This window comes from Caballeronia sp. EK (genome assembly GCF_014384845.1).
Classification (GTDB): Bacteria; Pseudomonadota; Gammaproteobacteria; order Burkholderiales; family Burkholderiaceae; genus Caballeronia; species Caballeronia jiangsuensis.
This window is the reverse complement of the sequence record NZ_JACSUE010000005.1, coordinates 155,803-172,484: the sequence shown is the minus strand read 5'-3', so window position 1 is coordinate 172,484 and position 16,682 is coordinate 155,803. Positions and strand designations below refer to the sequence as shown.

Below are 16,682 nucleotides of genomic sequence, written 5' to 3'. Positions count from 1 at the left end.
CACAGGTGAGCGAAAAAGAAATCGACCAATTGCTGGTCGAGCGTGTCCAGAAAGGTGACAAGGCCGCGTTCGAACTGCTGGTCGCCAAATACCACCGCAAGATCATTCGACTGATCTCGCGCCTCGTGCGCGACCCCGCCGAGGTCGAAGACGTCGCCCAGGACGCCTTCATCAAGGCCTATCGCGCGCTGCCCCAGTTTCGCGGCGAATCCGCGTTTTATACCTGGCTCTACCGGATTGCGGTCAACACCGCAAAGAACTACCTTGCGACACAGGGCCGCCGTGCTCCCACTTCTACCGAGGCCGATGCAGAAGAAGCGGAAACTTTCTCCGACGCGGACCAACTAAGGGATATCAACACGCCCGAGTCGATGTTGATGAGCAAGCAGATTGCCGAAACGGTCAATGCTGCGATGGCGCTGTTGCCGGAGGAATTGCGCACTGCCATCACGCTCAGGGAAATTGAAGGTCTGAGTTACGAGGAAATCGCCGAAATGATGGATTGCCCGATCGGCACCGTCAGATCGAGAATTTTTCGTGCTCGCGAAGCCATTGCGGCAAAATTGCGTCCGTTGTTGGACACTCCCGAAGGCAAGCGCTGGTAGGCGGCGGAATCCTCGGGGCAGGGACGCGATATCTGGGTTGGTGGTGTCACAACGGGGTGTGGTCAAAGATGGGGAGCATCATGGGGTCGGTCTCGATGCAGAATCAAACACAGACGGGTTCGCGCAGCGAGCGCATGTCGGCGTTCGTCGACGGTGAATCGCTCGATGAAATGGGTGATGTCAGCCAGTTTCTCGCGGAACTGAAAAACGGCGAACGCGCGGCTTGGTCGGCCTATCACCTGATCGGCGACGCCCTGCGTTCGGACGATCTCGCGGTCAGCCCGGCGCGCAGCAGTGCGTTCATGGCCGCCTTCTCAGAGCGCTTCGAGGCCGAAGCGCATGTGCTGGCGCCAGCGGCGCTGCCCGCCGCAGCGGCGAAAGCGCGTGGCGGCATGCTGCGCCGTCGCGTGATGCCGGCCTTCGCGGTAGCGGCGGCGGCCGCCACATTGACGTGGATCGTCGTACCGCAACTGCAAGGCGTGGGCGGCCGCTCCGGCACGCAGGTGGCGAGCGTCGCACCGGTGGATTCGATGCAGCGCGTCGCGCTCGCGTCGGTGCCGGCAGCAACCACGCGCTCGCCGATCGTGGAAGCGAACATCATCCGCGACGCCGATCTCGATCAATACCTCGAAGCGCATCAGCAGTTCTCCCAGCAGCCCGCGATGCCCGGTTCCATGCCTTTGATTCGCGCGGCGGCTACGTCGCAGGGCCAATAATTTGATGCTGAATGTGCGGTTGAATAAAAAAAGTTACTGGGGGCGGCTGCCGGCGTTGATGCTCTGCGCAGCCGCGTTGTTGACAGCGGCAACTAGCTCCTATGCTCAGGGAGACGATCCCGCCGCCGTTCGCAAGACAGCCGCCAGCCTGCTCAACCGCATTCACGAAGCGGCCCAGCAGCAAAATTACGAAGGCACCTTCGTCTATCAACGCGGCGCGACGGTTCAATCGTCGCGCATCACGCACGTCGCCACGCGCGGCGACGGCGAATACGAATCGCTCGAAAGTCTCGATGGCGCGCAGCGCAAGATGCTGCGTCACGACGACGACATGTTCACGTTCGTACCCGAGCGGCATCTTCTGGTGGTCGAGCATCGGCAAAACCGGGATTCCTTCCCGGCGCTGCTTTCGACCAGCGGCGACCAGGTGCTTTCCGTCTACGAGCCGAAGCTTCTGGGCAACGACCGCGTCGCGGGCGTCGAAAGCCAGGTGCTGGAACTCGATCCGAAAGATTCCTATCGATTCGCCTACAAGCTCTGGGCCGACGCGAAGACCGGCTTGCTGCTGCGCGCGCAGACGCTCGATCCGGACGGTCAGGTGCTCGAACAGCTTTCGTTCTCGCAAGTGCGCATCGGCGGGCCGATCGACAAGACGCCGATCGCGAACGGCATTCGCGGCACGTCGGGCTGGACCATCGTGCGGCCGCCCGTGCAGCCCGTCGACATGGAAGCGCAAGGCTGGCAACTGACGCCGAATATTGCGGGTTTTCGCAAGATTCGCGAGCTTCGCCGTCCGATGGCGTCGAGCCAGCAGGGTCAGCCGCCGATTCCGGTCGATCAGGCCGTGTTTTCCGACGGACTCGCGACGATCTCCGTTTTTGTCGAGCCGGTCGAGAAAAATACGCGCAAGGAAGGCGCGGGCAATAGTGGCGCCACGCATGTTCTGGTGAAGCGCCGTGGGGATTTCTGGATCACCTTGCTGGGTGAAGTGCCGCAAGCCACATTGCAGCAATTTGCTTCTACCATAGAATACAAGCCTTCCAAGTAATCCAGATCCCGGCCTCCAACATATGAGCAACTTCTCGCTGCGCAAGTTCATCGCGGCCGCGGCGCTCGCCGTGTGCCTGCCGTTCGTATCGCAATCTGCGTCAGCGGTGCCCACGGTGAACCTGCCGGACTTCACGACGCTCGTCGACAAGGTGGGGCCCTCGGTCGTGAACATTCGCACGACCTCGCGCGTGGGTTCAAGCAGCGATCTGCGCGGCCTGCCGCCGGGTCTCGATGAAGGCGACATGTCCGAGTTCTTTCGCCGCTTCTTCGGCATTCCGATGCCCGGCCAGCCTCCGCGCGGCGGCGGCGGCGGTGGTGGCGGCGGCGGCAACAACGGCGGCGGCAGCGGTGGCGACCAGGGCAAGGGCGGCAGCCGCAGCGCGCCGGACGACAACCAGGACAACTCGGAGCAGAGCAGCGGCGTCGGCTCGGGCTTCATCCTGTCGACCGACGGTTACGTGATGACCAATGCGCACGTCGTCGACGATGCGGACACCATCTACGTCACGCTCACCGACAAGCGCGAATTCAAGGCGCGGCTCGTCGGCGTCGACGAGCGTACGGACGTGGCCGTCGTGAAGATCAGCGCGACGAATCTGCCGGCGATCACCATCGGCGATTCGAACAAGGTGCGCGTCGGCGAATGGGTGCTCGCGATCGGTTCGCCGTTCGGCCTGGACAACACGGTGACCGCGGGCATCGTCAGCGCGAAGGGGCGCGACACGGGCGATTACCTGCCGTTCATCCAGACCGATGTCGCCGTGAATCCGGGCAACTCGGGCGGTCCGCTCATCAACATGGCGGGCGAGGTGATCGGCATCAACTCGCAGATCTACAGCCGCACAGGCGGCTTCATGGGCATTTCGTTCGCGATTCCGATCGATGAAGCGATGCGCGTGGCGGATCAGTTGAAGACGTCGGGCAAGGTCGTGCGCGGGCGCATCGCGGTCGCGATCGGCGAAGTGACGAAGGACGTCGCCGATTCGCTCGGGCTGGCGAAGGCGCAGGGCGCGCTCGTATCGAGCGTCGAATCGGGCGGTCCGGCGGATAAAGCGGGCGTGCAGCCGGGCGACATCATCCTGAAGTTCAACGGCCAGAATGTCGAGACCGCGACCGATCTGCCGCGCATGGTCGGCGACACGAAGCCCGGCACGAAGACCACGCTGACGATCTGGCGCAAGGGCCAGACGCGCGATCTGTCGGTGACGATCGCCGAGATGCAGCCGGACAAGGTCGCGAAGACCGAGCAGAAGAAGGCGCCGCAACCGAAGGAGCGCGCGAGCAATTCGCTCGGTATGGCGGTGAGCGACATTCCGGCGGATCAGAAGAAGGCGCTCAAACTGTCGAGCGGCGTTCAGGTCGATGCCGTCGAAGGACCGGCGGCGCGCGCGGGCTTCCAGAAGGGCGACATCGTCATGCGCATCGGCGATACGGATATCACGAGCGCGAAGCAGTTCCAGGAAGTCGCGCAAGGTCTGGACGCCAGCAAGATGGTCGCGATTCTCGTGCGTCGCGGCGACAACACGCAGTTCGTGCCGCTGCGCCCGCGCGTGCCGGCGCAGAAGTAAGCGCATGACCTCGGTTTCGGGCGCGCCTTTTGTCCTGTACGGGCGCGCCTGGTGTCATCTGTGCGAGGACATGCGGGCCGAACTGGCGCCGATCGCCGCGCATCACGGAAAGGCGATCGAATGGATCGACATCGATGAAGATCCGCTGCTGGAGGCGCGCTACGACGAGCGCGTGCCGGTGCTCACGCTAGACGGCGTCGAGTTGTGCCAGTACCGGCTCGACCCGCGCGCCGTGTACGCGGCGCTCGGCGCGCGTGAGCCGTGAGTCTGGCAGAGGCGAAATCCGCCGGGGCAACCCCGTTTTCGGCTAAAATGCTGAAGTTTTCCCCAAATTTTCAAGGCGTGCTCCGCGTTGGTGAGGGCGCGCCTTTTTCGCTTTTTTCGGGCTTGCGGCACTGAATGGACCATATTCGTAACTTCTCGATCATTGCGCACATCGACCACGGCAAGTCGACGCTCGCCGACCGCATCATCCAGTTGTGCGGCGGCTTGTCCGACCGTGAGATGGAAGCGCAGGTGCTCGATTCGATGGACCTCGAGCGCGAGCGCGGCATCACGATCAAGGCGCAAACTGCGGCGCTCACCTACAAGGCGCGCGACGGCAAGGTCTACAACCTGAACCTGATCGATACGCCGGGGCACGTCGACTTCTCCTACGAAGTCAGCCGCTCGCTGTCCGCGTGCGAGGGCGCGCTTCTCGTCGTCGATGCGAGTCAGGGCGTCGAGGCGCAAACCGTCGCGAACTGCTACACCGCGATCGAACTGGGCGTCGAAGTCGTGCCGGTGCTGAACAAGATCGACCTGCCGGCGGCGAATCCCGAGAACGCGATCTCCGAAATCGAGGACGTGATCGGCATCGATGCGACTGACGCCGTGCATTGCAGCGCCAAGACCGGTCTGGGCGTCGAGGACGTGCTCGAATCGCTGATCGCGAAAGTGCCGCCGCCGAAGGGCGATACGGAAGCGCCGCTGCAGGCGCTCATCATCGATTCGTGGTTCGACAACTACGTCGGCGTCGTGATGCTGGTGCGCATCGTCAACGGCACGCTGAAGCCGAAAGACAAGATCAAGATGATGGCGACCGGTGCGCAATACCCGGTCGAGCACGTCGGCGTGTTCGCGCCGAAGTCGACGAACCTCGCGCAGCTCTCGGCGGGGCAGGTGGGCTTCGTAATCGCGGGCATCAAGGAGCTGACCGCCGCGAAAGTGGGCGATACCGTCACGCTCTCGACCCGCGCCGCCGAAGCGCCGCTGCCGGGCTTCAAGGAAGTGAAGCCGCAGGTTTTCGCCGGCCTCTATCCAGTCGAGGCGAACCAGTACGACGCGCTGCGCGAATCGCTCGAAAAGCTGAAGCTCAACGATGCATCGCTGCAATACGAGCCCGAAGTGTCGCAGGCGCTCGGCTTCGGTTTCCGCTGCGGCTTTCTCGGTCTGCTGCACATGGAAATCGTGCAGGAGCGGCTCGAGCGCGAGTTCGACATGGACCTGATCACCACGGCGCCGACGGTGATCTACCAGGTCGTGCAGCGCGACGGCACGACCATCTCCGTCGAAAACCCGGCGAAGATGCCGGAGCCGCCGAAGATCGAGGAAGTGCGTGAGCCGATCGTCACCGTGAACCTGTACATGCCGCAGGAATATGTCGGCTCGGTCATCACGCTGTGCACGAACAAGCGCGGCCAGCAGATCAACATGCAGTATCACGGCCGTCAGGTGCAGCTGACCTACGAAATCCCGATGGCGGAAATCGTGCTGGACTTCTTCGACCGCCTGAAGTCGACGTCGCGCGGCTATGCGTCGATGGACTACGAATTCAAGGAATATCGCGCGGCCGATGTAGTCAAGGTGGATATGCTCATCAACGGCGACAAGGTCGATGCGCTGTCGGTCATCGTGCACCGCTCGCAGAGCCAGCATCGCGGCCGCGAAGTGGCGTCGAAGATGCGCGAGCTGATTCCGCGTCAGATGTACGACGTGGCGATCCAGGCGACCATCGGCTCGAACATCATCGCGCGCGAAAACATCAAGGCGCTGCGCAAGAACGTGCTCGCGAAGTGCTACGGCGGCGACATCTCGCGCAAGAAGAAGCTGCTCGAAAAGCAGAAGGCCGGCAAGAAGCGCATGAAGCAGGTCGGTTCGGTCGAAATCCCGCAAGAGGCTTTCCTGGCGATCCTGCGCGTCGATGAATGACGCTGGCGCCGCGAGGCAAACAACGATAACAACCGGAAGCGATTGATGAATTTCGCATTGATTCTTTTGATTCTCGTCGTATTGACGGGTATTGCATGGGTGCTGGACAAACTGGTGTTTCTGCCGCAACGGCGGCGCGCCGCCGAGGCCGCGGTGGCCGAGTTCGATCGCCAGCAGGAGCGCGTCGGCGAGCGTTTCGCCGATGAAAACGCCGCGCAGACGCGCGCCCGCCTGCGCGACGACAAGCTGCGCCAGCCGTGGTGGCTCGAATACACGGCGAGCTTCTTTCCGGTGATTCTCGCGGTGTTCGTGGTGCGCTCGTTCATCATCGAGCCGTTCAAGATTCCGTCCGGCTCGATGGTTCCGACCTTGCTCGTCGGTGACTTCATCCTCGTGAACAAGTACGAGTACGGCCTGCGCATGCCGATCACCAACACGAAGATGACGAACGGCGGCCCGCTCAAGCGCGGCGATGTCGTGGTGTTCCGCTACCCGAAGGACGAATCGGTCGACTACATCAAGCGTGTGATCGGTCTGCCGGGCGACACGGTCGCGTATGAAGACAAGAAGCTCACGATCAACGGCAAGCCGGTGCCCGAAACCCCGCTGCCGGACTACTTCGACGACGAGCGCATCGGCTATGCAAAACAGTTCGAGGAAGACCTCGACGGCCGCAAGAACGCGATCCTGAACAATCCGCAGGTGCCGCCGTTCGTCGTCGGCGCGGACGACTTCCCGTTCCGCGACAACTGCAACTACAACGCGCAGGGCGTCACGTGCAAGGTGCCGCCGGGCAACTACTTCATGATGGGCGATAACCGCGACAACAGCGCGGACAGCCGCTACTGGGGCTTCGTGCCGGACAAGAATATCGTCGGGCGCGCGTTCTTCATCTGGATGAACTTCAGCAATCTGAAGCGCATCGGCTCCTTCCAGTGATATGCGCAACGCCGGCTCGTCCCGATAAGACCGCCGGCGTTCGTCTCGATAAAAACAAGCTTCGAAACGGCGTGAAGAAGCGCGGCTAACACCGTCTCGCCACGCGTTTTCCGGCGTGGACCGGCGGAATCGTCCGCCCGCGCGCCCGCGTTATACTCTCTCCATGCCATCTTCTCCGTTGGAAAGCCGGCTGCGGTACGAATTTCGCAATGCGGAATTACTGCGCCAGGCGATGACCCACCGCAGTCACAGCGCCACGCACAATGAACGGCTCGAATTTCTCGGCGATTCCGTTCTAAATTGCGTGGTGGCGGCGCTTTTGTTCCAACGATTCGGCAAACTCGACGAAGGCGACCTGTCGCGCGTGCGCGCGAATCTGGTCAAACAGCAGTCGCTTTACGAAATCGCGCAGGCGCTCAACGTGTCCGAAGGCTTGCGGCTCGGCGAAGGCGAACTGCGCAGCGGCGGCTTCCGCCGTCCGTCGATTCTCGCCGATACCCTCGAAGCCATCTTCGGCGCGATCTTCCTCGACGGCGGTTTCGACGCCGCGTACACGGTCATCAAGCGGCTCTACACGCCGGTGCTCGATCACATCGATCCGCGCACCATCGGCAAGGATGCGAAGACGCTGCTGCAGGAATATCTCCAGGGACACAAGATCGCGCTGCCGACTTACACGGTCATCGCGACTCACGGCGCCGCGCACAATCAGCAGTTCGAAGTCGAATGCACGGTGCCGAAGCTCGACGTGAAGGTGTCGGGTTCCGGCGCGAGCCGCCGCGCCGCCGAACAGGCTGCCGCCAAAAAAGCGCTCGACGAAGTGGCGGCCGCCGCGCCGACGCTCGGCGTGAAGCCGAAGCGCAAGGGCGCACGCGCCGCGAAACTGGTCGAACCGGAAGTGGTGCCCGGCGTGACCGGCATCCAGACGGCGCTCGATCTGCGTTCTCCCGACCGGCGCGAGCGCCATCATGGTCCGCACGGCGCGCAAAACGCGGCGCAGGAACGCCCGGCCACCGCGCCGCTCGCCGTGATCCGCGCGACGCATGTTGAGCCGTCCGCGAGCGCCTATGCGGCCGCCGACAAAACCGAACGCGCCGTGATCCACAAGCCGGAAAAAGCAGCGAAGAGCGATTCGACGGAGCCGTCAGAGCGCAGCGCGAACGCAGACAAGCCCGCACCTTCCGGCGATCGTGAAGACGATTCAGCAGCCGACACCGAAACGAGTAACGCCGCGGGCCCCGATGCGACCAGCCACGTCGTGCGCGCCGCCGACGCCGGCCACTGACGCGTGCCGCCGCGCCTATCGCGCACACGCGCCCCAACGATTTATTGCCGCACACATCTATGAACGCTCCTACTTCTTCTGGTTTCCGCTGCGGCATGGTCGCGATCGTCGGCCGTCCGAACGTCGGCAAGTCGACGCTAATGAACGCGCTCGTCGGTCAGAAGGTGAGCATCACCTCGCGCAAGGCGCAGACCACTCGCCATCGCATCACCGGCATCAATACGTTCGAGGACGCGCAGTACATCTTCGTCGATACGCCCGGTTTCCAGACGCGCCACAGCGGCGCGCTCAACCGCTCGCTGAACCGCGCGGTGACGTCGACGCTGACTTCCGTCGATGCAATTCTCTTCGTGATCGAAGCGGGCCGTTTCGGTCCCGACGACCAGAAAGTGCTCGACCTGATTCCGGCCGGCACGCCCACGCTGCTGATCGCGAACAAGCTCGATCGCGTCGGCGACAAGGATTCGCTCTTTCCCTTCATGCAGCAGATGTCGGCGCTGCGTGACTTCCGCGAGATCGTGCCGCTGTCGGCCAAGCATCCCGAGGACATCAAGCGGCTCATGTCCGTCGTGAAGCCCTATTTGCCGGAAGGCGAGCCGATCTACGGCGAGGACGATCTGACCGATCGGAGCGAGCGCTTCCTCGCGGCCGAAATCCTGCGCGAGAAGGTCTTTCGCTGGACCGGCGACGAGTTGCCGTACACGAGCACGGTGCTCATCGACAAGTTCGAAACCGAAGGACGTCTGCGCCGTGTCTTCGCGACGATTCTCGTCGACCGCGACACCCACAAGGCGATGATCATCGGCCAGAAGGGCGCGAAGCTGAAGCAGATCAGCACGGAAGCGCGACTCGACATGGAGAAGCTTTTCGATGGCCCCGTGTATCTCGAAACCTTCGTCAAGGTGAAGAGTGGCTGGGCGGATAACGAAGCGGGCCTGCGCGCATACGGCTACGAGTGATGCATGGACGACGGCTCGAACGACGCCCGGATGATTCCACCCGCCGATGATCGTCCCGCCGACGATTTCGACGCGGACGAGCGCCCGGCCGCGCGCGCCGTGCCGAAGCCCAGGCGGACGTCATCGTCGTCGTCCGTTGCCGGGAGCGGCGAGAAGCGGACGCGCGCCGCGCCGCGCTCCGACTTTCGTATCGCCGAGCAGCCGGGCTTCGTGCTGCACAGCTATCCGTATCGCGAGACGAGCCTCATCATCGATGTGTTTTCGCGCGATTTCGGCCGCGTCGCGCTCGTCGCGAAAGGCGCGAAACGCCCGCATTCCGCACTGCGCGGCGTGCTGCAGACGTTTCAGCCGCTGGGTCTCTCCTGGTCCGGAAAGGGCGAAGTCCGCACGCTGACGACCGCCGAATGGGTCGGCGGCATGCTGCCGCTGGCCGGCGACGCGTTGCTTTGCGGCTTCTACGTGAACGAACTGCTCGTTAAGTTCTGCGCGCGCGAAGACGCGCATCCGGCGCTCTTCAATCATTACGTGCTGACGCTCTCACGCCTCGCGCACGACGAGCCCGCCGTGCAGGTATTGCGCTCGTTCGAGCGCGTGCTCCTGCGCGAAACCGGCTATGCAATGAATCTCACGCGCACCGTCACGCGCCAGCCGGTCGTGGCCGAAGGCCGCTATGTGTTCGATCCGGACCGCGGCGTGCGCGAAGCGTCCGACGATCTTCCCGCGCCCTGGCCGGTGATTTCGGGGCAGACGCTCATCGACATGGAACGCGACGACTACACCAGTCCGCAGACGGCCGCGCAGAGCAAAACGCTGATGCGCTTCCTGCTGAACCATTACCTGGGCGGCACGCCGCTCGCCACCCGTCAGATATTGATCGACCTGCAAAAACTATGAGCTTCTTTCTCTCATCGCCAGCGAGCGTGATCGATCTGGGCGTGAACATCGATCACGTTGCCACGTTGCGCAATGCGCGCGGCACGACGTATCCCGATCCGATCCGCGCGGCGCTCGCCGCCGAGGAAGCGGGCGCCGACGTCATCACGCTGCACTTGCGCGAAGATCGCCGCCATATCGTGGATGCCGATGTGCGCACGCTGCGACCGCTTTTGAAAACGCGCATGAATCTCGAGTGCGCGGTGACGCGCGAGATGCTCGACATCGCGTGCGAGATCAGGCCGCACGATGTCTGCCTCGTGCCGGAAAAGCGCCAGGAGGTGACGACCGAAGGCGGCCTCGATGTCGCGGGCCGCTTCGAGGAGGTGAAGGCCGCGTGCCGGCAGCTTGCCGACGCGGGCGCGCGCGTATCGCTTTTCATCGATCCGGACGAGACGCAGATTCGCGCGGCGCATGAAGCCGGCGCGCCGGTGATCGAACTGCACACGGGCCGATATGCCGAAGCCCACGACGAAGCCGAACAGCAGCGCGAGTTCGAGCGCGTCGCAGCGAGCGTCGATTTCGGCAACTCGCTCGGGCTCAAGGTGAACGCGGGCCACGGACTGCATTACACGAACGTGCAGGCGATCGCGGCGTTGCCGGGCATCGTCGAGCTGAACATCGGGCACGCGATCGTCGCGCATTCGATTTTCGCGGGTTGGGACAACGCCGTGCGCGAGATGAAGGCGATCATGGTCGCGTCGCGCCTCGCGTCGATCCACGCCCGCTGAGCACGTCATGGCGATCTACGGAATCGGCACGGACGTCGTGCAGGTGAGCCGCGTCGCGGCGGTAATGCGGCGCACGAAAGGACGCTTCGCCGAAAAGGTGCTCGGCCCCGACGAGTTGCGCATCTATCACGCGCGCAACGCGCGCTCGGAAGTACGCGGGCTCGCGTTTCTCGCGACGCGCTTTTCGGCCAAGGAAGCGTTCTCGAAGGCGATCGGCCTCGGCATGCGCTGGCCGATGACGTGGCGCGCGCTGCAGACGCTCAACGAGCCGAGCGGCAAGCCGATGATCGCCGCGTCCGGCGAGCTGGCCGAATGGCTCGCGCAACGCGGCATCACGGCGAAGGTCACGGTCAGCGACGAGCGTGACTACGCGGTGTCGTTCGTCATCGCGGAAGTGCCCGATCAGACCTGAGTTCAATCCAATTTACACACAAGAAACCAATTGAATCCGATGAAACGCACTCCCGGGCCCGTCATGTTCGACGTCGCCGGCACGACGCTGAACGACGCGGATATCGAGCGCCTCACCCATTCGATGACCGGCGGCATCATTCTGTTCGCGCGGCATTTCGAGAACCGCGTGCAGCTCGTCGCGCTGACGGATGCGATCCGCGCGGTGCGCGACGATATCCTGATCGCCGTCGATCACGAAGGCGGGCGCGTGCAGCGCTTTCGCACCGACGGCTTCACGGTGCTGCCCGCGCCGGGCAAGCTCGGCGAGTTGTGGGACCGCGACGTGCTCGCCGCGACGAAAGCCGCGACCGCATTCGGCTACGTGCTCGCGGCGGAGTTGCGCGCGTGCGGCATCGACATGAGCTTCACGCCGGTGCTCGATCTGAATTACGGACAGTCGAAGGTCGTCGGCGATCGCGCGCTGCACAGCGATCCGCGCGTCGTGACGATGCTCGCGAAGAGCCTGAATCACGGCCTCGCGCTCGCCGGCATGGCGAACTGCGGCAAGCACTTTCCCGGTCACGGTTTCGCCGAAGCCGATTCGCACGTCGCGCTGCCGACCGACGATCGCACGCTCGAAGAAATCCTCGCCACCGACGTGCGTCCGTATGACTGGCTCGGCATGTCGCTGTCATCCGTGATTCCCGCGCACGTCGTCTACACGCAGGTCGACGATAAACCCGCCGGCTTCTCGCGCATCTGGCTGCAGGACATCCTGCGCGGCAAGCTCGGCTTCAACGGCGCGATCTTCAGCGACGATCTGTCGATGAAAGCGGCCCGCGCAGGCGGCACGCTCACCGAAGCGGCCACCGCCGCGCTGACGGCGGGCTGTGACATGGTGCTGATCTGCAATCAGCCGGACGAGGCGGGCAAGGTGCTGGAGCAGTTGCGCTATACGCCGCCGAAGGCATCGGAGCAGCGCCTGAGGCAGATGCGTCCGCGCGGCAAAGCGCTGCGCTGGAGCAAGCTGCAGGCGCACGCCGACTATCAGGCGGCGCGCGCACTCGTCAAAGAGATGCTCGGCTAAAACGAAAACGCCACGACCTGAATCGTGGCGTTTTGCTTTTGGCGCCGCCGTGAATCACGACGATTCCAGCTTCATCCTCTGCAGCTTGTTGTAGAGCGTCTTCGGGCTGATGCCGAGCAGCGTCGCCGCGCGATGACGCGTACCGCCGACCGCTTCGAGCGTCGCGCGGATCAGCATGTCTTCGACATCCGCGAGCGCCGTGCCGACCGTCACCTGCACGCTGCTGCCGTTCAGGCCGCGTCCGCCGAGGCCGCCCGGCTCATCGACGCGCAGCGTCTCGATGGTTTCGCCCGACGCGTGATACGCGCGCCGCACGCGCTCGCGCATTTCGCGCACGTTGCCCGGCCATTCGCTCGTGATGCACTCGCGAATGAACGCCGGACTGATGCGCTTCGGCGAGCCGCTCGTGATCCCGGCGATGTGATTCTCGCGGTTCAGTTCATCGACGAGCGTTTCCGCGATCAGCGCGATGTCGTCGTCGCGATCGCCCAGCGGCGGCAACATGATCGACGACGCCGACAGACGCTGAAACAGATCCTCGCGCATCGCGCCGCTCGCGACCGCCTCGCGCATCGGCAGGCGGGACGCGGCGATCAGCCGGAAGTCCGTCATGATGCGATTGCTGCCGCCCACGCGCATGAAGGTCTGCGAATCGAGCGCGCGCAAGAGCGCTTCCTGCTGCGCGGGAGGCAGCGAATCGATCTGGTCGAGGAACAGCGTGCCGCCGCCCGCCTGTTCGAGCAGGCCCGGCTCGCGGTTCTCCGCGCCGGCGAACGCGTTGCGCTCGTGGCCGAAGAGGATGCTTTCCATCGAGCGCTGCGAGCCGTCGCTATTGCGGCTCGCGGAGCAATCGAAGGTGACGAACGGGCCTTTGCGGCGACGGCTCAGCTGATGAATCGTGCGCGCCGCGATCTTCTTGCCCGTGCCCGGCTCGCCGCAGATCAGCACGGCGGCTTCCGTCGGCGCGGTGTGCTCGATCAGGTCGTAGACGTGCTGCATCGCGGCGCTGCGCCCGATCATGTCGCCGAAATGGCCCAACTCGCGCAACGTCGAACGCAGCGCCTGGACTTCCTCGGTGAGCTCGTACGGTCGCGGTATGCGCGCGAGAAGGCTGCGCAGACGCGGAATGTTCACCGGCTTCAGCAGATAGTCCCAGATGCCGTGCCGCAGACCTTCGATCGCGCTTTCGACCGTCGCATTGCCGGTCATCACGATGACGGGCAACGCGCCATCGGGTGGTTGCGAGGGCAGGCTCGGCAACAGGTCGAGGCCGGAGCCGTCCGGAAGATTCAGGTCGATCAGCACGACATCCGGAATGAAGCGGGTCAGCGCGGAGCGCGCCTCGGCGAGCGTCGTCGCTGTATCGACGGAAAAGCCGTCTGCCGTGAGGATCGCGGACAGGCCGGAGAGGCTATTAGGATCGTCTTCGACAATCAGTGCGTGTGGCATGGCGGACCAACGTATCAAAGTGGACTGTAGTGCGCCGTCTCCGCGTGGGATCGGGCGGTTCGTGGGCGGGAAACGGCGCCTCGTTCCGGCGTATGGCGCGTCACCCGCTGCGGTTTTCGTCCTGCGTTACTCGTTCGTCATCTCGGGTGCTGCGCGCGTCATTGCGGCCTGAGATGCAATTCGTTGCTGACGGATTGCACGCCCGGCACGCCACGCGCCACGGCGAGCGCTTTTTGAATCTGTACCTCCGAATCCACATATCCCGACAACTGCACGACGCCGCGATAGGTCGCGACGCTCATCGGCAAAACCTTCAGCGCCGGATCCGCGACGAGCGCGGCTTTCACACGCGCGGCAAGCGCTGCATCGTCGGTGGCGATATCGCTGCCTCCGTTCGTGTTCGCCGATGTCGCCGGGGTGGACTTGCAGCCGGCAGTGAAAGCGAAGGCGGGCAGGGCGAGCGCCGCGACGATCAGAAACCGGCTCTGGATGAAAGGCGTGCTGTGCATGTCGGTTCTGAATTCTGGATTTGCACGTTCGAGCAGAAATCGTGCCAAGCAGTTAATTTTGCCGATGGAAGCGAATCGCGCGGGCCGGGCGCGGATGCTTGCGTCGATTGTCGACAAAACTTATCGGGGTGCGACCGGTAAAGTTTGCCTGAATTTGTCAAAAAATTCATGCAAAAGAAAAAGCGCCCGCGAAGGGGCGCTTTTTTGGAATGGCGGCGAGCCGTTGCGGCGGCCGCTCTGCTTACGATGCGGCGGCGCGAGGCTTACGCGCGGCTGCGATATTCGTTCGTGCGGGTGTCGATTTCGATCTTGTCGCCGATGTTGCAGAAGAGCGGCACTTGCAGTTCGAAACCGGTGTTCAGCTTGGCGGTCTTCAGCACCTTGCCCGACGACGTGTCGCCCTTGACGGCCGGTTCCGTGTAGACGATCTCGCGAACCAGCGTGGTCGGCAGTTCGACCGAGATGGCCTTCTCGTTGTAGAACACGACTTCGCAAGCCATGCCGTCTTCGAGGTAGTTGAGCGCGTCGCCCATCATTTCGGCTTCGACTTCGAACTGGTTGTAGTCGGCGTCCATGAAGACGTACATCGGGTCCGCGAAGTACGAGTACGTCACTTCCTTGCGGTCGAGCACGACGACGTCGAACTTGTCGTCCGCCTTGTAGACGGTTTCCATGCCGGCGGCCGTCAGCAGGTTCTTGAACTTCATTTTGACGACCGCGGAGTTGCGGCCCGATTTGTTGTACTCGGCGCGCTGCACGACCATGGCATCGTTGCCGATCATGACGACGTTGCCGACGCGGAGTTCTTGTGCGGTCTTCATAAAACTAGGTCCTGTACAAAAGGATTTGGCTTGAATGCCTGGAATGAATCGATCGGACGGCGGCGCTGCCGGTTTTTATTGCCGCCGCCGTGCGAGAGTTCTGGCTAACGAGGGAGAGACTCGCCTTCGGGCGGTCCCGCGCGGCGTAATGATGAAACTGCGACCTGCTTCCTCGGATAACCGCTTATTTTAACTGACTTTTTGCGTGTTTGGCCAGTCGCATGGCGCGGCGGGAAACGCCGTGAGGCGATGCTCATCGGCCCAGACGCGAGGCCGCGTGGGCGACGAGATTGCCCGCCAGATCGCCGACCCCCGCCAGTTCCTTCGCCCAGCGAGCGGCGCACGTCTCCAGCTTTTGCCGATGACGCCAGAAATCGGCCCAGTCGGGCGCGCCCGCGCCGTTCCACGCGTGCCAGAAGCGCGCGACGGCCTCGCGGGCGGACGGATCGAGCGTGCCCGTGTAATGCGCGAGCGCGGCGTCGAGTTTCGGCAGATGGGCGTCGTCGGCTTGCGGATAGATTTGCCAGACGAACGGCTTGTGCGCCCACTGCGCGCGCACGAAGGAATCCTCGCCGCGCACGAAGTTGATGTCGGCGGCCCAGAGCAACTCGTCGAAGCGTGGCTGCTCGACGAAGCCGAGCGCGTGCGCCCGCAACGCGCCCGCGCTCGCCGACGTGCCGGCCGCAAAGTTCGGCAAGCCGAAAAAGCGCGCGAGTGCGCCGGAAATACGGCCTTCGGGCACGAGCAGGACGACGGGCGCGTCGCCGTCGCGCCATTGCGCGAGCAGCGCGTCGACCGCCGGATTTTCATAGGCGAAGAGCGACACGACCGTTTCGCCGTCGCCCGGACGCTCGATGCCGACGCGCTCGCGCCACCATGCGTGCGCATCGAAGTGCTCGCGTCGCGTATCGAGATCGCGCTCCTTCAGCACGCCGCCCGTGCCCTTGCCGAGGCCCGGAAAGAAGAAGCTCTTGTCGAGCGGATAACGCGGGTGCGGAGACGGCCGCATGTGGAAATCGGCGACCCAGTCCTCGCCGCTCAGATATTCGAGATTGATCCAGACGGGCTTCGGCTCGCGGCGCGCCATCGCGGCGATGTACGCGTGCGGCAACTCGCACCCGAACGCCTCGATCACGACATCTGGGATGGCGAGCGTATCGCCGGCGTGCGACGGCTCGTGCCAGCGTTCGATCGTGACGCCCATCGCATCCTGACGCGACAGCGCCGCGTCGACCTCGGGGCAGAGCGCATGGAAGACCTTCAGATCGTCGACGAAAAGACGCACGCGCCAGCCGTGCTCCGCGCGCAACTGCCGCGCGAGACGCCAGCACACGCCGATGTCGCCGAAGTTGTCGACGACTGCGCAGAAGATGTCGCAGGCGAGTTCCGGGTCGGCGGGAAGTGGAGTCATGAGGATGAAGGCGCGCGGTTTAATGTTCTAAACTGG

At 63.8% G+C, this 16,682-nt stretch carries 17 protein-coding genes; 13 read left to right on the top strand and 4 right to left on the bottom strand.

All coding sequences use genetic code 11. The annotated features are described in order from the left end of the window. Positions 1-5: 5 nt before the first annotated feature. The 13 genes from rpoE (at position 6) to nagZ (ending at position 12,456) form a co-directional block, all read left to right on the top strand. Positions 6-605: an RNA polymerase sigma factor RpoE gene (gene rpoE / locus IAG25_RS16295; protein WP_035501673.1), complete on the top strand. Its 600-nt coding sequence runs from the start codon at positions 6-8 to the stop codon at positions 603-605. An 80-nt stretch (positions 606-685) separates the two neighbouring features. Next, positions 686-1,321, top strand: coding sequence for a sigma-E factor negative regulatory protein (locus tag IAG25_RS16290; protein ID WP_187605795.1), 636 nt, complete (start codon positions 686-688; stop codon positions 1,319-1,321). A 4-nt stretch (positions 1,322-1,325) separates the two neighbouring features. Beyond that, positions 1,326-2,369, top strand: a complete 1,044-nt coding sequence (locus IAG25_RS16285; RefSeq protein ID WP_187605794.1) for a MucB/RseB C-terminal domain-containing protein — start codon at positions 1,326-1,328, stop codon at positions 2,367-2,369. 22 nt (positions 2,370-2,391) lie between these two features. Continuing rightward, positions 2,392-3,939 carry a DegQ family serine endoprotease gene (locus IAG25_RS16280; RefSeq protein ID WP_187605793.1) on the top strand — a complete coding sequence of 516 codons (1,548 nt, stop codon included), beginning with the start codon at positions 2,392-2,394 and terminating at the stop codon, positions 3,937-3,939. Between the two features lie 4 nt (positions 3,940-3,943). Then, a complete protein-coding gene (locus tag IAG25_RS16275) occupies positions 3,944-4,204 on the top strand; it encodes a glutaredoxin family protein (RefSeq protein ID WP_187605792.1) in 261 nt (86 codons plus the stop codon). A gap of 134 nt (positions 4,205-4,338) precedes the next feature. Continuing rightward, positions 4,339-6,129, top strand: coding sequence for a translation elongation factor 4 (lepA, locus tag IAG25_RS16270; RefSeq protein ID WP_035501666.1), 1,791 nt, complete (start codon positions 4,339-4,341; stop codon positions 6,127-6,129). 45 nt (positions 6,130-6,174) lie between these two features. After that, positions 6,175-7,068: a signal peptidase I gene (gene lepB, locus IAG25_RS16265; RefSeq protein ID WP_035501663.1), complete on the top strand. Its 894-nt coding sequence runs from the start codon at positions 6,175-6,177 to the stop codon at positions 7,066-7,068. Between the two features lie 163 nt (positions 7,069-7,231). Continuing rightward, a complete protein-coding gene (gene rnc / locus IAG25_RS16260; RefSeq protein WP_187605791.1) occupies positions 7,232-8,353 on the top strand; it encodes a ribonuclease III in 1,122 nt (373 codons plus the stop codon). Positions 8,354-8,412: 59 nt separating this feature from the next. Then, positions 8,413-9,312, top strand: a complete 900-nt coding sequence (era, locus tag IAG25_RS16255; protein WP_187605790.1) for a GTPase Era — start codon at positions 8,413-8,415, stop codon at positions 9,310-9,312. A gap of 3 nt (positions 9,313-9,315) precedes the next feature. Continuing rightward, on the top strand, positions 9,316-10,206 hold the full coding sequence (recO, locus tag IAG25_RS16250) for a DNA repair protein RecO (protein WP_187605789.1): 891 nt from the start codon (positions 9,316-9,318) through the stop codon (positions 10,204-10,206). Beyond that, positions 10,203-10,976 carry a pyridoxine 5'-phosphate synthase gene (gene pdxJ / locus IAG25_RS16245; protein ID WP_187605788.1) on the top strand — a complete coding sequence of 258 codons (774 nt, stop codon included), beginning with the start codon at positions 10,203-10,205 and terminating at the stop codon, positions 10,974-10,976. Before recO ends, pdxJ begins: the two co-directional genes overlap by 4 nt. A gap of 7 nt (positions 10,977-10,983) precedes the next feature. Then, positions 10,984-11,388, top strand: a complete 405-nt coding sequence (gene acpS / locus IAG25_RS16240) for a holo-ACP synthase (RefSeq protein WP_187605787.1) — start codon at positions 10,984-10,986, stop codon at positions 11,386-11,388. Between the two features lie 39 nt (positions 11,389-11,427). Then, positions 11,428-12,456: a beta-N-acetylhexosaminidase gene (nagZ, locus tag IAG25_RS16235; RefSeq protein ID WP_187605786.1), complete on the top strand. Its 1,029-nt coding sequence runs from the start codon at positions 11,428-11,430 to the stop codon at positions 12,454-12,456. 54 nt (positions 12,457-12,510) lie between these two features. Here nagZ and IAG25_RS16230 read toward each other — a convergent pair whose 3' ends face one another. From IAG25_RS16230 to earP, 4 genes are all read right to left on the bottom strand, one after another. Next, positions 12,511-13,905 carry a sigma-54-dependent transcriptional regulator gene (locus tag IAG25_RS16230; RefSeq protein ID WP_187605785.1) on the bottom strand — a complete coding sequence of 465 codons (1,395 nt, stop codon included), beginning with the start codon at positions 13,903-13,905 and terminating at the stop codon, positions 12,511-12,513. Positions 13,906-14,063: 158 nt separating this feature from the next. Continuing rightward, on the bottom strand, positions 14,064-14,414 hold the full coding sequence (locus IAG25_RS16225) for a BON domain-containing protein (protein ID WP_187605784.1): 351 nt from the start codon (positions 14,412-14,414) through the stop codon (positions 14,064-14,066). A 263-nt stretch (positions 14,415-14,677) separates the two neighbouring features. Continuing rightward, entirely contained in the window at positions 14,678-15,235 is a 558-nt protein-coding gene (gene efp / locus IAG25_RS16220) for an elongation factor P (protein ID WP_035501653.1), read from the bottom strand. Positions 15,236-15,488: 253 nt separating this feature from the next. Next, positions 15,489-16,646 (bottom strand): elongation factor P maturation arginine rhamnosyltransferase EarP, encoded by a 1,158-nt coding sequence (gene earP, locus IAG25_RS16215; RefSeq protein ID WP_187605783.1) that lies wholly within the window; start codon positions 16,644-16,646, stop codon positions 15,489-15,491. Positions 16,647-16,682 lie beyond the last annotated feature (36 nt).

Coding starts and splice junctions, on each gene's coding strand:
- IAG25_RS16290 (WP_187605795.1), top strand. CDS start 686: ATGGGGTCGGTCTCGATGCAGAATCAAACACAGACGGGTTCGCGCAGC.
- IAG25_RS16285 (WP_187605794.1), top strand. CDS start 1,326: ATGCTGAATGTGCGGTTGAATAAAAAAAGTTACTGGGGGCGGCTGCCG.
- IAG25_RS16280 (WP_187605793.1), top strand. CDS start 2,392: ATGAGCAACTTCTCGCTGCGCAAGTTCATCGCGGCCGCGGCGCTCGCC.
- IAG25_RS16275 (WP_187605792.1), top strand. CDS start 3,944: ATGACCTCGGTTTCGGGCGCGCCTTTTGTCCTGTACGGGCGCGCCTGG.
- lepA (WP_035501666.1), top strand. CDS start 4,339: ATGGACCATATTCGTAACTTCTCGATCATTGCGCACATCGACCACGGC.
- lepB (WP_035501663.1), top strand. CDS start 6,175: ATGAATTTCGCATTGATTCTTTTGATTCTCGTCGTATTGACGGGTATT.
- rnc (WP_187605791.1), top strand. CDS start 7,232: ATGCCATCTTCTCCGTTGGAAAGCCGGCTGCGGTACGAATTTCGCAAT.
- era (WP_187605790.1), top strand. CDS start 8,413: ATGAACGCTCCTACTTCTTCTGGTTTCCGCTGCGGCATGGTCGCGATC.
- recO (WP_187605789.1), top strand. CDS start 9,316: ATGGACGACGGCTCGAACGACGCCCGGATGATTCCACCCGCCGATGAT.
- pdxJ (WP_187605788.1), top strand. CDS start 10,203: ATGAGCTTCTTTCTCTCATCGCCAGCGAGCGTGATCGATCTGGGCGTG.
- acpS (WP_187605787.1), top strand. CDS start 10,984: ATGGCGATCTACGGAATCGGCACGGACGTCGTGCAGGTGAGCCGCGTC.
- nagZ (WP_187605786.1), top strand. CDS start 11,428: ATGAAACGCACTCCCGGGCCCGTCATGTTCGACGTCGCCGGCACGACG.
- IAG25_RS16230 (WP_187605785.1), bottom strand. CDS start 13,905: ATGCCACACGCACTGATTGTCGAAGACGATCCTAATAGCCTCTCCGGC.
- IAG25_RS16225 (WP_187605784.1), bottom strand. CDS start 14,414: ATGCACAGCACGCCTTTCATCCAGAGCCGGTTTCTGATCGTCGCGGCG.
- efp (WP_035501653.1), bottom strand. CDS start 15,235: ATGAAGACCGCACAAGAACTCCGCGTCGGCAACGTCGTCATGATCGGC.
- earP (WP_187605783.1), bottom strand. CDS start 16,646: ATGACTCCACTTCCCGCCGACCCGGAACTCGCCTGCGACATCTTCTGC.